We start from the raw sequence: 14,168 nt of genomic DNA, 5'->3' as shown, positions 1-14,168 counted from the left end.
CTTCGGCCATCTCCTCAGGTGTCACACCATCCCAACGACACCAACCCACCAGCAGACACTCCAACCACGAGTGAATCTGACCAAGCCCTACTAGGATCCAGCCCATGGCTTTGACCATGAACGACGTGGACCGGTTCGAGGCCTCCAGGCCGCGCCTGGAGGCGATCGCCTACCGCCTGCTCGGCTCCGCGAGCGAGGCCGAGGACGCCGTGCAGGAGACGTTCCTGCGCTGGCAGGCCGCCGACCTCGACCGGATCGAGGTCCCCGAGGCCTGGCTGACGAAGGTGCTCACGCATCTGTGCCTGAACCAGCTCACCTCGGCCCGCGCCCGGCGTGAGACGTACGTGGGTCAGTGGCTGCCCGAGCCGCTGCTCGCCGGGGACTCGATGCTCGGCCCGGCCGACACCGCCGAACAGCGCGAATCGGTCTCGTTCGCGGTCCTCGCCCTGCTGGAGCGGCTCTCTCCCGGCGAGCGGGCGGTGTACGTGCTGCGCGAGGCCTTCGCCTACCCGCACAAGGAGATCGCCGAGATCCTCGACATCACCGAGGGCGCCAGCCAGCAGATCTTCCACCGCGCCAAGAAGCACGTCGTCGACGGCAAGGCCCGCGCCGAGGTCGACGAGGCCGCCGCCCGGCGGATCATCGACGAGTTCCTCGCGGCCGCCACCAGCGGCCGGACCGATCAGCTCGTCCGCCTGCTCACCCAGGACGCCGTCGCGATCGGCGACGGCGGCGGGAAGGTGCCGGCCCGCGCCAAGGCGTTCGAGGGCGCTCTCGCGGTCGCCACCTTCATGCGTGGGCTGTTCAAGCCCAGCAAGGCCAAGCGTGCCCTGGCCGGCGGATCGCCCGTGGTCCACGGCACGACCGTCAACGGCGGCCCCGCCCTCGTGGCGGTCGTCGACGACCGGGTCATCGGCGTCATCTGCCTGGAGATCACAGCCGACGGCATCGCCGCCTTCCGCAACCAGGTCAACCCCGACAAACTCGAACGCTTCACCCGGAGCTGGGCGTCCACCGACCACGGCGAACCCCTGCTCGACGCCGCCTTCTGACCGCTGTGCGAGGTGCTTCCCTGCGAGACGCTTCCATGTGAGGTGCTTCACAACGCGTTCCTGTCAGGAAACAGCGGGCTGCCCGGTTCAAGTGGCGAATCCGCTCAAGACAGGAGCCAGCAGATGCAGCACCGCATCGTCGTCCTCGGCGCCGGATACGCCGGCGCCATCGCCGCCGGGCGCCTCGCCAAGCGGCTGCGCCGCGAAGACGCCGCCGTCACCCTCGTCAACGCCGAGCCCGACTTCGTCGAGCGCGTCCGGATGCACCAGCTCGCGACCGGCCAGGACCTCAGGCCCCGGCCCTTCCGGGAGATGTTCGGGGGAACCGGCGTCGAACTGAAGCTCGCGCGGGTCACCGCCGTCGACGTCGACCGCAGGACGGTCGCCGTCACCGGCGCGGACGGCGCCGGGGAACTGGAGTACGACACCCTCGTCTACGCCCTCGGCAGCGGCTGGAACGCCCAGGGCGTCCCCGGCACAGCCGAGCACGCCCACGAGATCGCGGGACGCCCCGGAGCACTCCGGCTGCGCGAACGCCTGGCCTGTCTGGACGCCGGACAGCCCGTGGTCGTGGTCGGCGGCGGTCTCACCGGCCTGGAGTTCGCGACGGAGATCGCCGAGGCCCGCCCGGACCTCGGCATCGCCCTCGTCGTGCGCGGCGGCCTCGGCGACTGGCTCTCGCCCAAGGGGCGCCGGCACCTGCACAAGGTCGTCGGCGGGCTGGGCATCACGGTGCACGAGCACACAGCCGTCACCGAGGTGGCGGCCGACCGTGTCACCACCGCCGACGGCGGGTCCCTGCCGGCCGCGGTCACCGTGTGGACCACCGGCTTCGCCGTTCACCCGATCTCCCGGGCCACCACGCTGGAGGTCAGCGACACGGGGCAGATCGTGGTCGACGCGACCATGCGCTCGGTCTCGCACCCCGACGTGTACGCCGTCGGGGACGCGGCCATGGCGACCGGCTCCGGCGACAAGCCGCTGCGGATGTCCTGCGCCTCGGGCACCCCCATGGCATGGCAGGCCGCCGACGCCATCGCCGCCCGCCTCACCGGCGGAAAGCTCCCGAACGTGCCGCTGCGCTACTTCAACCAGTGCATCTCGCTGGGCCGCAGGGAAGGCCTGATCCAGTACGTCACCGCCGACGACCGCGCCGTGCGGGCCGCGCTGACCGGACGGTCGGCCGCCGTCTACAAGGAGCTGGTCTGCAAGGGCGCGGCCTGGGCCGTCGCCAACCCGACCCTCGGGATGCCGACCCGGCGCCGTGGCGTCGTACGCGATGCGGCGCGTACGGACTCGACGGCCGGGACGACGGTCTGACCGGCCCGGATGCCCTGCCCCGCCCGGAGATGGCCGTCGGCACGCCCTGTTCGGGAACCGACCTCGACCCTGCGGGCGGGCCATGGCTAGGATCAAAAGCAGGGCATCGCGTGTCGGTCACCGGCCGGGTGAGGCATGGAGGCGCCTGTGAGATTGCCTTACGGAGGCATTCCACACATGTCAGTCGAGTTGAATCACACCATCGTCCATGCCCGGGACAACCGGGAGTCGGCCGAGTTCCTGGCGCACATCCTGGGGCTCGAGGCCGGGGCCGAGTGGGGACCGTTCGTTCCGGTGGCCACCAGCAACGGCGTCACCCTGGACTTCGCCACCATCCCGGCGGAGTCGATCGTCATGCAGCACTACGCGTTCCTCGTGTCCGACGAGGAGTTCGACGCGGCCTTCGAGCGGATCCGGCAGGACGGGATCACGTACTACGCCGATCCGCATCGCAAGCAGCCGGGGGAGATCAACCACCACTTCGGTGGCCGTGGACTGTACTTCCTGGATCCGGCCGGACACGGCATGGAGATCATCACGCGGCCCTACGACACCCACCAGCCGGAGCCGAAGGCGTCATGAGACAGTGCCGGGCCGGGACACACCCCGGCCCGGCACTCCGCCGAGCCGGGTCCCAGCCGTCGTAGTCGAAATGAATTTCGTACGATGGAGGTGAACTGGACCGTTGAGGTCACAGCGGTGAGCATCGGAGCCACCTTCGCCGTGGCCGTGGTCTTCGCGCGCGGCCCCCTGGGTATGGCTCAGGTCGGGACCGCGCGCGCGAGGGACGACGGCACTCACGTCCTCGGGACCACACGGGCCGGGACCCGCTTCCCGGCCTGCGCGAGCGCGGTCACGTACGGCGTCCATCCGATCCTGCCGCAGTTCCACTGAGACCAAGGCGGAGCGACACGATGACAGCACTGCTGGCGGGCATGACCGTCGACTACAGCGACCACGACGATCCCGTACTGATCGGGCCGGACGGCATCCCGGTGGACACCTGGCGGGAGAACTATCCGTACCAGGAGCGCATGGAGCGCAAGGAGTACGACTGGCACAAGCGGCTCCAGCAGATCGAACTGCTGAAGCTCCAGAGCTGGATCAAGGAGAGCGGGCGCCGCCTGGTCATCGTCTTCGAAGGGCGCGACGCGGCCGGCAAGGGCGGCACGATCAAGCGCTTCACCGAGCATCTCAATCCGCGAGGCGCCCGGGTGGTGGCCCTGGAGAAGCCGACCGAGCGCGAGGTCGGCCAGTGGTACTTCCAGCGGTACGTCGAGCATCTGCCGACGGCAGGCGAGATAGTCATGTTCGACCGCTCCTGGTACAACCGGGCCGGTGTCGAGCGGGTCATGGGCTTCTGCTCGGACGACGAGTACCGGCGCTTCATGCGGCAGGCGCCCGCGTTCGAGCGGATGCTCGTCGACGACGGAGTGGACCTGATCAAGTTCTGGTTCTCGGTGTCGCGGGGCGAGCAGCGCACCCGCTTCACGATCCGCCAGGTCGATCCCGTACGGCAGTGGAAGCTCAGCCCCATCGACCTGGCCTCGCTCGACCGCTGGGACGACTACACCGCCGCCAAGGTCGCCATGTTCCGCGAGACGGACACCGTGCAGGCGCCCTGGACCGTGGTGAAGAGCAACGACAAGAAGCGGGCCCGGGTCGAGGCCATGCGCAGCGTCCTCGCCCGCTTCGACTACACCGACAAGGACGCGGACGTCGTCGGCAGCCCCGATCCGCGCGTCGTGGGCGCGGCCGCGAACCTGCTGGAGGCTGGCGAGGACGATCACGGTCACCGGGCGGGCGCACAGGCCGAGGGGGCGGCCGACGGCGCCGCGTAGGCTGAGGCCCGCCCGCACCGGACGTACAGGAGGGCCCCGAGGTGGCCGAGACCACGCCGAACGAGACGACCGTCGCCCAGGTGATGGCCGAGCTGGCCGCCCTCGAGGACCCGCGGGCACGCGCCGTGAACGAGAGACACGGTGACGATCACGGTGTGAACCTCGGCAAGCTGCGCGCGCTCGCGAAGCGGCTCAGGACGCAGCAGGAACTCGCCCGCGGGCTGTGGGCGACGGACGACACCGCCGCGCGACTGCTGGCGCTGCTCGTCTGTCGCCCCAGGGCGTTCGAGCGCGACGAGCTGGACGGCATGATGCGCCAGGCACGCTCGCCCAAGGTGCACGACTGGCTCGTGAACTATGTGGTGAAGAAGAGCCCGCACGCCGAGGAACTGCGCCTGGACTGGTCCGCCGACCCGGATCCGGTGGTGGCGAGCGCCGGCTGGGCGCTGACCTCGGAGCGTGTGGCGAAGAAGCCCGAGGATCTCGATCTGACCGGACTGCTCGACGTCATCGAGGCGGAGATGAAGGACGCCCCGGACCGGTTGCAGTGGGCGATGAACAACTGTCTGGCGCAGATCGGCATCGAGCACGCCGAGCACCGCGCTCGCGCCGTCGGCATCGGCGAGCGTCTGGAGGTGCTCAAGGACTACCCGACGTCCCCGGGCTGCACCTCTCCGTTCGCCCCGGTCTGGATCACCGAGATGGTGCGCCGGCGGTCCGACGGCAAGGTGGCCTGACCGAGATCACAGCGGCCGCTCTGCCGAGAGGACGAGAAGGCGTGGATGTGTACGAGGCCGTGGACACCCGCCGGTCCGTGCGGGCGTTCAGCGACGAGCCGGTGGCCCGCGAGGTGCTCGAAAGGGTGCTGGCCGCGGCGGGGCGGGCACCGTCGAGCGGAAACCTCCAGCCATGGCGCCTGTACGTCGTGACCGGTGAGCCTCTGGCCGGCCTGAAGCGACGGGCGACGGCCAGGGCCCTGGCGGGGGACCCGGGCGACGAGCGGGAGTATCCGATGTACCCGGCCGAACTGGCCTCTCCCTACCTGGACCGCCTTTCCTCCGCGGCCGACCAGCGGTACCGCGCGCTGGGCGTCAGGCGCCACGACCACGACCGGCCCAGGAAGATCGCCGCCCTGAACACACAGGCGTTCGGGGCGCCGGTCGTGCTGTTCTGCTACCTCGACAAGACGATGGGGTGCGGACAGTGGGGGGACGCGGGGATGTACCTGCAGACCGTCATGCTGCTGCTGAGGGCGGAAGGGCTGCACAGCTGCGCCCAGGTGATGTGGACGATGTACCGCACGACGGTCGGCGAGGTGGTCGGAGCGGGGGACGGGCACGCGCTGTTCTGCGGTGTCGCGGTGGGGTACGAGAAGGAAGGCGTGCCACCGCTGCGCACCGGGCGGGCGGACCTGACCGAGACGGTCAGTTTCATCGGACTCTGACCCGCCCGGCTCGCGGGGGCGCACCTCTGGGACAGGGCTCAGGAGCGGGCGGTCCGCCGGGCGCGGGCCGGGGGAGCGGTCATCGGCCCGGTCCGGGGCCGGAGGAGTCGCCGCCCTGCGGGGCGTCGGCGGGTGCGCGCTGCGGACGTTCCGGGGCGGCGTCGGAGACGGTGTCGCGGATCCGGGCCAGCAGGGTGCGCAGCACGGCCCGGTCCTCGGCGGACAGGGCGCCGGTGGCGATGCGCAGGGCCTCGCGGTCCAGGTCCTCGGCCTCCTGATGGCAGGTCCGGCCGGCGTCGGTGAGGGCGAGCAGATGGGAGCGGCGGTCGCTCGGATGGGGCAGCCTGACCACCAGGCCGTCCCGTTCCAGGGCGTCGACGAGACTGGTCGCGGTGCGCGCGGCGATGCCGAGCATGTCGCTGAGATCGCGCATGCGCAGCGGTTCGGGGGAGTGGGCGAGGAAGCGCAGGGCGCGCAGCCGGGCGACGGTGGTGCCCTTCTCCGCGAGTCTGCCGTCGACGAAGAGCCGCAGCCGGTGTGTGGTCGCGAACATCTCGTCGATCAGCGGGTCGCTGCTGCCCGGTACGTCCCTCACCGTGGCGCTCCTGTCCTCGTTGCGGTGCCCTGCCCCCCCCGTCCTGTCACATACGGCTTGTCCTGTCACGCGCGGCCCTTCCCGGCACGGGCGGCGGAGGTGATCGGGGCGGTGGTCCGTGCGGCGGGGCGGGGGTCGCCGCGGCGGTGTCCTGATCCTGCCGACGGTTGACGGTCCGGACTGCCGCGGTAGTGCTGAGCTTACTCAAACTGAGTATGCTCAGCATATGCCCGTCCGACTGAATCAGCGCATCGTCGTCCCCGTCGTGTGTGTCGTCACCGCGTTCATGTCCATCGTGGACGGAGTCGGCGCGACCGTCGCCCTGCCCGCCATCGGGCGTGACTTCGGGCTCGCCACCGCCGGACTGGACGCGGTCGTGGTGGTGTTCCCGGTCTGCGTCGGCCTGGCCGTCCCCGTCTCGGCCTGGCTCGGCGACCGCTTCGGCGGGCGGCGTACCGTACTCACCGCGTTCGCCGTCTTCACCGCCGCGTCCGGACTCTGCGGCGCGGCCGGGTCGCTGGGCGAACTCGTCGGCTGGCGTGCCCTCCAGGGCCTCGCCGCCGGGATCCTGCTGCCCGTCACGCATGCCCTGCTCTACCGCACCTTCAGTCTGGCCGAGCAGGTCAACGTCTCCCGATACATGATCATTCCGCAGCAGGTGGCGCCCGCCCTCGCCCCCATGGGGGCCGGCTGGCTCGTCGACCACCTGTCGTGGCGGTGGGTGTTCTACGCCAATCTGCCCATCGGCGTCACGGTGCTCGCCTTCGGGCTCCTCTTCCTCGACCGGCACCGCGACCACCTCCCCGGCCGCCTCGACGTGCCCGGACTGCTGCTCACCGCCTGCGGCACCGCAGGGCTGATGTTCGGCGTCAGCGAGGGTGCCGAACTGGGCTGGGGCAGCGGACCCGTGCTGGCAGGGCTGGTCGGCGGCGCGGTGCTGCTGACGGCCGCCGTCGTGGTCGAACTCCGGGTGCCCGAACCCGCCCTGCGGTTCCGGCTCTTCACCGACCGCCTCTTCCGCGATACCAACATCACCGCCTTCCTCGGCTTCACCGGCTTCATGGGCGCGATGTTCCTGGGCCCGCTCTTCCTCCAGGAGGGGCTGGGGCTGTCCGCCTGGGAGTCCGGCTCCAGTACCTTCGCCGAGGCGCTCGGGGTGCTGCTCACCGTGCAGATCGTCGGCCCGCTCTACGCCCGGGTCGGCCCACGCCGGATAGCCGGCTGCGGTCTGGTCGGTGTCGCACTGGTCCTGGTCGTGTTCTCCCGGCTGGACGCGGACTCCTCGCTGTGGACGTTCCGCGGGCTGATGTTCCTGCTCGGCGCGGCGATGGGCGGGGTGTTCATGCCCACCACCGTCGCCTCGTTCACCGGCATCCGCCAGGCCGACGTCTCCCACGCCGCCACGCTCAACAGCGTCGTCCGGCAGGCCGCCAACGCGGCCGCCCCGGCCGTGGTCACCGTCGTACTGGCCTCGGCCGCCGCCGTCGGCACCGGCGCGCACGCCCACCCGCCGGTCTCCGCCTTCCAGCACGCCTACCAGGTGCTCGCGGCGGTCGCCGCGGCCGCCGCGGTGTTCGCCTTCACCATGCCGGACCGGGCCGCCCGGGTCGCCGCCGCGGCCCGCACCGCCGCGCGGCGCGAGGCCGTCGACGTGTGAACGCTGCATCCGTCCCTGCGCGCCGCCGGCACCCGCCGAGTCGGGCCCGGCAGGTGCCGCGCGCCGGATCCGCGGCGGGTACGCGGGTGCGGCGCGTCAGGTGGGGCCAGCGGCGCGCACCATGACGGGCCGGCCCCCTATTCGCCGCCGCGCGGTGTGATGAGCGCCCGCACGCCCGTGACGACGGCGAAGCCGATCGCCAGGACCGCGAAGAACAGGCCGATGGTGACCGCGGTGCCCACGCGGGTGGGCGGGAAGGTGATCTGGCGGGCGATGTTGAGGACCCCGATGGTGACGGCGTAGACCCACCACGGTGCCCGACGGAATCGGTTCATGACTGTCCCTCTGTTTATTTAACACAGCCGTACCAAAAACAATGTAACACGCGTGTGTGATAATGGCCGGGTGCCGAAGGTCGTAGATCATGAGGGGCGCCGCGCGGAACTGGCCCTCGCCCTGTGGCGCGTCGCGCTGCGTGACGGCTTCGACGCGGTGACCGTCCGCTCGGTGGCCGAGGAGGCCTCCTGGTCGGCCGGAGCGTTGCGGCACTACTTCCCGGACAAGACCCAAATGGTGCTGTTCGCCATCGACTTCGTGGTGGAGGCGGTACGGCAGCGGATCGGCCGTGCCAACGCAGCCGCGGGCTCACCGTCGCCGGAGCTGGTGCGCAGTCATCTGGAGCAGCTGCTGCCGCTGGACAGCGAGCGCCGGCTGGAGTCCGAGGCGTGGTTCGCGTTGGTGGCGCTCGCGCACCGCGACGCCTTGGCCGCACAACGCCGGTCCGAGGTGGACGAGTTGATCCGCGGCGCGGTGGAGAGCGCCGTGGCCGCGCTTGAGGAGCTGGGGGAGTTCGGTGCGGGACGGGTGCGCGCGGTGGAAACGGCGCGACTGCACGCCCTGCTCGACGGGACGGTGCTGCACCTGCTGGCCCGGCCGCCGCGCCTGAGCCCGCAGCAGGCGCGGGACATCCTGGTCCGGCATCTGGCGGACCTCCGCGCCTGAGCGCGTTCGTGCGGGGTGTTCGGGTCACTCGGACCGGACCAGGCACGCCTGCTGCACTTCCATCTGGGGCTCGACCGCCGCTTGAGGAGGTGAGAGTTCAGCTCACGAAGGTCCGTGCCTGCCGCTCTGTGCTGCACCCGTACCAGACGTGGCTCACCGCTTCAGGGCGAAGCGGTACACCGTGGAATCCCTGGCCGTGAAACCGATGCGTTCGTACAGCCGGTTCGCTGCCTGCCGCGACGGGCGGGACGTGAGGTCCACCGTACGAGCGCCCGCGGCGGCGGCCAGGCGCAGCGCCTCCTCGGTCAGGGCGGCGCCGACGCCGTGTCCCCGTGCGGCCTCGTCCACGACCACGTCCTCGATACGGGCCCGCAGACCGGAAGGCAGGGGGAACATGACCAGCGTCAGCATCCCCACCACGGCACCGCCGACCCGCGCCATCAGCACAGTCGTCGCGTCGCCGGCGAGCAGGCGCCGCACCGACTCGTGATCCAACGGGGTTGCCGTGCTGGACAATTGGGGCAGCAGGCGCGCGAACGCCGCAACCGACTCGTCGTCCGCTTCGCTGACAACCGCGACCTCGACACTCATGATCCCGACCCTACCGAGCAAGTCGTCCGGGTGCGCTCACCCGGGCCGGCCTCGACGCGGCCAACCGAGTTCGAACATGCGGGCGAAAGTCGCTATGATCTCCGCGGCAAGGCTGTAGCGCAGAGGTCGTCGCGCCTAAGCATCAAGCTGGAGGACGTCGGTTCAAATCCGACCAGCCTTGCCGCCCTTGTCGTGGAGGAAAGTCGATTGGCGTCGGTTCGTCCTGGGCGGGCGGAGGGCGATGCCGCCCTCGGCGGGCCAGGCGCCGGCGATGGACCGGTGGAGTGGTGATGACGCAGCCGACACCCGTGCGCTGCCCGGCGATCGAGCACCCGGACATCGCGATCAGCGACCCCGCCGCACTGCAACCGCTGCTGGATCGGCTGCGGTCCGCCCGGCCGGTCGAGGCCGACGAGACCTTCCCGCTCGGCACCGTGCGCGCGGACGGCCGTATCGACCTGTGCAAGCAGGGACTCGGAGCGGCCGGTGCCGCACGGCTGATGCCCGTCGCCGCCGCCTCCGCCCGGGCCACGCACATCCTGCTCGGCACCAACGCCATCGGCGACGACGGAGCCCGTACGGTCGCCGAAGCGCTGGCCGACGGCCACGGCCTGCGCACGCTCTACCTCGGCTGCAACCGCATCGGCCCCGACGGCGTCACCGCGCTCGCCGACACGCTGAGCACGGACGGCACCGTGCGCGCCCTGTGGCTCAAGCGCAACCCGGTGGGCGACGAAGGCGCCCGCGCTCTCGCCTCGATGCTGCGCCGCAACACCGCACTGCGCACGCTCGACCTGGTCAACACCGGTCTGACCACCGACGGTCTGCGAGCCCTGCTCGACGTCCTCGCCGACCGGCCCAGCCCGGTGGAGCGCCTCTTCCTCGGCGGCAACGGCCTGACCGCGGACGCCGCCCCGCTGCTGGCGGACCTGATCCGGGAAGCGGGCGTGCGCGAGATGTATCTCCCCGCCAACCACCTCGGCGACGAAGGCGCCACGATCCTCGCCGCCGCGGCCGACCCCGCACGACCCCTGCGTCTGGGCCTCGGCGGCAACGGGATCGGCCCCGCCGGTGCCCGGGCCCTCGCCGACCGACTCGCGGGGATCGAGGCACTCGATCTGGGCCGTCCGCCGTCGGAACGCAGCCTCGGCGCCCCAGCGAACACCACCGGCGACGAAGGCGCCCACGCGCTGGCCGCCGCCCTGCCCGGCAGCCCGCTGCGCCGGCTGGAGCTGTGCCACACCGGCCTGACCGGACGGGGCGCGAAGACCCTGCTGGCGGCCGTGCCCGACGACTCGCCCCTGGAGTACGTCGGTCTCGGTCCCGGCCTGCCCCGCAAGGTGAAGCGGTCCTTCACCCGGCGGCTGCGGCCCTTCACCGGGACGCACCCGGACCTGTGCGCGATAGGGAGCGTCTACCGTTGAGCGCACGTGGTGAACTGCGTTGCTTCCCCCCGGACCAGGCGGCGGGCCTGCGCCGGATCCGCCGGTACGCGGTGCCCGGGTGGATGATCGAGCGCGCGACCGAACGCCGGCTGGCCGGTGACTGGCGAGGAGCCTGCGCGGCCGCGAACGTCGACGTCGACTTCGAGCTGTCCGAGGTCGCCGGCCGGTGGGGCGACGACATCGCCGCCGCCCTGGCGGAGGACCTGCGCCACTTCGTTCCGGACCTGCTGCGCTGGCACCTGCCGCGCGGAGGCGGCGGGCGGACCACACTCCTCACCGACACGACGGTCGTCCTGGCGCGCTACCACCCGAGCGCACCTGGCGAGGGCCGCCTGGCCGCGCCGTACCTGCACATCATCACCCCGGCGATGATCGACGGCCCGCAGCGGATCGCCCTGCGGTTCGGGACCCTCCAGGGCGAGCAGACCGCGGGCGTCTTCGTGCGCTCCACGCAGGACTGGCGCCGCGCACGACACCTGTGGGACGCCCGGCACACCGACGAGCTGCGCGAACGCTGCGGCGGCGGCGCGGACCGGCCACCGTTCTTCCACGCCGACGCCACCCCGCGCGGCCGGGACGAACTCCCGACCGCCGATCCCGGCGACGCGGACCCGGCGACGCGTTCCGAATGGGCCACGCTGCTGCACCAACAGGGCGAGTTCCAGGCCGCGTTCGCCGCGGTCGGCATCGAGTTGGACCTGACGCCCCCGCCCGGGACGGGCTGGCTCAGGACGGCCCCCGAGCCGCTGCTGGCCGGGATGGCGCTCAACCACATCGGCCTGGAGTCGGAGGTCCGTCGCCGGCGGGCCGCCGGCGACGGCGGCCGCTTCCTCCTCGCCCCGCACTGGCGGATCTACATCCTGCTGGAGCCCGTGGAGTCCGGAGGACTGCTGGCGCGCATCGTCGACCGGGACGGGTTCAAGGACGTGCCCGTCCTCGCCGAGGCCCTGTGGCGCAGACTCCCCGACCTCGATCTGATGCGTGCGGGCGGCGTCGTACCGGAGCATCTGCATCCGCTCGTCCGCCAGGCGCTGTTCCCCGCCGTCCGGGTCCCCGAAGGTCCGGCCGGCCCGCCGGGGCCGACGGCGCCCGCACCCGTCCGGGTCAGATGCCGCGGCGAATGGCACGAGGTGGGCTTCCGGCCCGGAAGCCTGCTGCGGATGCCGCACAGCGACGAGGAGCAGCAACGCGAACGCGCCCTGCGCGCCTTCGGCGGTGCCGTCGCCGGATGCTTCGCCGTGGAGCAGACCTGGACCTCCGGAACGGGCCGTCTGCCGAAGGCGCTTCGGGCGCAGCGCAGCGAACTGTTCCTGCGTGCCCAGCACGGTGACACCCCCGGTGTGCTGGCCCTGCTGGATGCGGGTGTGGACCCGCGGGTCCGGGACGCCAACGGCCGCAACCTGCTGCACGTACTGAACCTTCTCGACCACGAGACCCTGCTGCCGCGGTTGTTGGCGGAGGGACTCGACCTCGAAGCCCGCGACGGGCGGGAGCGCACTCCGCTGTTCGTGGCGGTCAACGACCTCGGCACGAAGGCACTGGTGGAGGCGTTCGTCGCCGCCGGGGCGCGGTTGGACGTGGTCGACGACTCGGATCGGTCGCTCGCCCAGGCCGCCCGCCGGTACAAGCGGCGCGACCTGGCCTTCCTCCGGGAACGGGTGGAGCGGGAGCATGCGGACGTCGGCGCCGAGTGGTGGGACGAATACATGGACGGGCTGGAGGAGTACTACGCGCAGAACCCCGATGAACCCGACGAACCCGTCGACGAGGAGGGGTACTACGCGGAGGATCCGGCCGACCTCGTCGACCCCGACGACGGGCAGCCTTATTTCGCGCAGGACCCGGCCGACCCCGTCGAACCCGACGGTGAGGAGGGGTACTTCACGGAGGACCCGGCCGATCTCGTCGAACCCGACGACGAGGAGGCGCAGTTCGGCGCGGACGAGCCCGACCACGAGAAAGAGCCGCCCCTTTGAGCACCGACAGTGCCCCCGCGACCGCGCCGTCCGGCCCGCTGTCCGCCGCGGACGACCTCAACCGCAGGCTGCGTACGGTACGGACCGAGCCGGCCGCGAACCCTCAACTGGAGGCGCTCGCACTCGCCGTGACGGCCAATCAGCCCGTACTGCTGTGGGGCGAGCCCGGAATCGGCAAGTCGGCCGCCCTGGAACAGCTCGCCGCCGGGCTCGGCCTGCCGCTGGAGACGGTCATCGCCAGCGTGCACGAACCCTCCGACTTCGCCGGGCTGCCCATCGTCGGTGACGACCCGGCCGTGACCGGAGTGCCGATGGCCCCGCCGGACTGGGCGGTCCGCCTCGCGCGGGCCGGACAGGGCCTGCTCTTCTTCGACGAACTGTCCTCCGCGCCGCCGGCCGTGCAGGCGGCGCTGCTGCGGGTCGTGCTCGAACGGCGCGTCGGCAGCCTCGCCCTGCCGGAGGCGGTGCGTATCGTCGCCGCCGCCAACCCGCCGTCCAGTGCGGCGGACGGCTGGCACCTCAGCCCGCCACTCGCCAACCGGTTCGTCCACCTGGAGTGGACCCACGACCCGCGGACGGTGGCCCGCGGCATGGCCGGCACCTGGCCGGAGGTGAGCGTGCCCGTCGTCGGGGCCGCCAGGGTGCCCGGCGCGGTCGCCCGCGCCCGCGGCGCGATCTCCGGCTTCCTCACGGCCAGGCCAGGTCTGGTCCACCACATCCCCGGCGACGCCGAGAGCCGGGGCCGGTCCTGGCCGTCCCCCCGGACCTGGGAGATGGCCCTCAAGCTGCTCGCCACCGGATACGCGGCCGGGGCCGGCCGCGAGGCGCTGGCCGCCGCGCTCACCGGCGCCGTCGGCGACGGCGCGGGCCTGGAACTGCTGTCCTACCTCGAACACCTCGACCTGCCCGACCCCGACCGTGTGCTGGCCGATCCGGACGCCTTCGCCCTGCCCGACCGCGGTGACCGGCAACTGGCGTTCCTCATCGCGGTGGTCGCCGCGATCCAGAGCGACCTCACCCGGCCCCGCTGGGAGGCCGGCTGGACCGTACTGGCCAAGGCCGTGGACGCGGGCGTACCGGACGTGGCCGCCCGGGCCGCCACCGACCTCGCCGCGATGCGGCACCTCGACTGGCCCGTACCGGCCGGGATCGACGGGTTCCTGGACCTGCTCCAGATGTCGGGAGCGCTGCCCGGCGGCGGCCGGTGAGGCCCACGGAGACCGCGGGGGACCCCCGTGGCGCCCT

The 14,168-nt window shown here is 72.0% G+C and carries 15 protein-coding genes; 12 read left to right on the top strand and 3 right to left on the bottom strand.

Going from position 1 to position 14,168, the window contains the following annotated elements:
- The first annotated feature begins 104 nt into the window (after positions 1–104).
- From sigJ to ACZ7OY_RS43965, 7 genes are all read left to right on the top strand, one after another.
- Positions 105–1,052 (top strand): RNA polymerase sigma factor SigJ, encoded by a 948-nt coding sequence (gene sigJ / locus ACZ7OY_RS43995; protein ID WP_472251111.1) that lies wholly within the window; start codon positions 105–107, stop codon positions 1,050–1,052.
- Positions 1,053–1,175: 123 nt separating this feature from the next.
- Positions 1,176–2,372, top strand: a complete 1,197-nt coding sequence (locus ACZ7OY_RS43990; RefSeq protein ID WP_472251110.1) for an NAD(P)/FAD-dependent oxidoreductase — start codon at positions 1,176–1,178, stop codon at positions 2,370–2,372.
- A 177-nt stretch (positions 2,373–2,549) separates the two neighbouring features.
- Positions 2,550–2,954, top strand: a complete 405-nt coding sequence (locus ACZ7OY_RS43985; RefSeq protein ID WP_351621532.1) for a VOC family protein — start codon at positions 2,550–2,552, stop codon at positions 2,952–2,954.
- Positions 2,955–3,044: 90 nt separating this feature from the next.
- Positions 3,045–3,266 carry a hypothetical protein gene (locus ACZ7OY_RS43980; RefSeq protein ID WP_472251109.1) on the top strand — a complete coding sequence of 74 codons (222 nt, stop codon included), beginning with the start codon at positions 3,045–3,047 and terminating at the stop codon, positions 3,264–3,266.
- Between the two features lie 20 nt (positions 3,267–3,286).
- Positions 3,287–4,213, top strand: coding sequence for a polyphosphate kinase 2 (gene ppk2, locus ACZ7OY_RS43975; RefSeq protein ID WP_472251108.1), 927 nt, complete (start codon positions 3,287–3,289; stop codon positions 4,211–4,213).
- A gap of 83 nt (positions 4,214–4,296) precedes the next feature.
- On the top strand, positions 4,297–4,950 hold the full coding sequence (locus tag ACZ7OY_RS43970) for a DNA alkylation repair protein (protein ID WP_472251113.1): 654 nt from the start codon (positions 4,297–4,299) through the stop codon (positions 4,948–4,950).
- A 41-nt stretch (positions 4,951–4,991) separates the two neighbouring features.
- Complete coding sequence (locus tag ACZ7OY_RS43965) at positions 4,992–5,657, top strand: nitroreductase (RefSeq protein WP_472251107.1); 666 nt, start codon at positions 4,992–4,994, stop codon at positions 5,655–5,657.
- Positions 5,658–5,736: 79 nt separating this feature from the next.
- Here ACZ7OY_RS43965 and ACZ7OY_RS43960 read toward each other — a convergent pair whose 3' ends face one another.
- Positions 5,737–6,252 (bottom strand): MarR family winged helix-turn-helix transcriptional regulator, encoded by a 516-nt coding sequence (locus tag ACZ7OY_RS43960; RefSeq protein ID WP_472251106.1) that lies wholly within the window; start codon positions 6,250–6,252, stop codon positions 5,737–5,739.
- A 226-nt stretch (positions 6,253–6,478) separates the two neighbouring features.
- Between ACZ7OY_RS43960 and ACZ7OY_RS43955 the strand changes: the two genes are divergently transcribed.
- Positions 6,479–7,909 carry a DHA2 family efflux MFS transporter permease subunit gene (locus ACZ7OY_RS43955; RefSeq protein ID WP_472251105.1) on the top strand — a complete coding sequence of 477 codons (1,431 nt, stop codon included), beginning with the start codon at positions 6,479–6,481 and terminating at the stop codon, positions 7,907–7,909.
- A gap of 137 nt (positions 7,910–8,046) precedes the next feature.
- On the opposite strand, the gene ACZ7OY_RS43950 is transcribed toward ACZ7OY_RS43955, so the two are convergent.
- Positions 8,047–8,244 (bottom strand): hypothetical protein, encoded by a 198-nt coding sequence (locus ACZ7OY_RS43950; RefSeq protein WP_472251104.1) that lies wholly within the window; start codon positions 8,242–8,244, stop codon positions 8,047–8,049.
- Between the two features lie 70 nt (positions 8,245–8,314).
- Here ACZ7OY_RS43950 and ACZ7OY_RS43945 point away from each other — a divergent pair, with 70 nt between their 5' ends.
- Entirely contained in the window at positions 8,315–8,911 is a 597-nt protein-coding gene (locus ACZ7OY_RS43945) for a TetR/AcrR family transcriptional regulator (protein ID WP_472251103.1), read from the top strand.
- Between the two features lie 153 nt (positions 8,912–9,064).
- Here the strand turns inward: ACZ7OY_RS43945 and ACZ7OY_RS43940 are convergent, their stop codons facing one another.
- Positions 9,065–9,523, bottom strand: coding sequence for a GNAT family N-acetyltransferase (locus ACZ7OY_RS43940; RefSeq protein ID WP_472251102.1), 459 nt, complete (start codon positions 9,521–9,523; stop codon positions 9,065–9,067).
- Between the two features lie 269 nt (positions 9,524–9,792).
- On the opposite strand from ACZ7OY_RS43940, the gene ACZ7OY_RS43935 reads away from it, so the two are divergent.
- The 3 genes from ACZ7OY_RS43935 to ACZ7OY_RS43925 are packed head-to-tail and all read left to right on the top strand — an operon-like array spanning position 9,793 to position 14,131.
- A complete protein-coding gene (locus ACZ7OY_RS43935; protein WP_472251101.1) occupies positions 9,793–10,926 on the top strand; it encodes a leucine-rich repeat domain-containing protein in 1,134 nt (377 codons plus the stop codon).
- Complete coding sequence (locus ACZ7OY_RS43930; protein WP_472251100.1) at positions 10,923–12,923, top strand: ankyrin repeat domain-containing protein; 2,001 nt, start codon at positions 10,923–10,925, stop codon at positions 12,921–12,923. Before ACZ7OY_RS43935 ends, ACZ7OY_RS43930 begins: the two co-directional genes overlap by 4 nt.
- A complete protein-coding gene (locus tag ACZ7OY_RS43925; protein WP_472251099.1) occupies positions 12,920–14,131 on the top strand; it encodes an AAA family ATPase in 1,212 nt (403 codons plus the stop codon). Before ACZ7OY_RS43930 ends, ACZ7OY_RS43925 begins: the two co-directional genes overlap by 4 nt.
- Positions 14,132–14,168 lie beyond the last annotated feature (37 nt).

The organism is Streptomyces sp. NPDC107559 (genome assembly GCF_055657365.1).
This window is presented reverse-complemented; position numbering and strand designations above follow the sequence as displayed.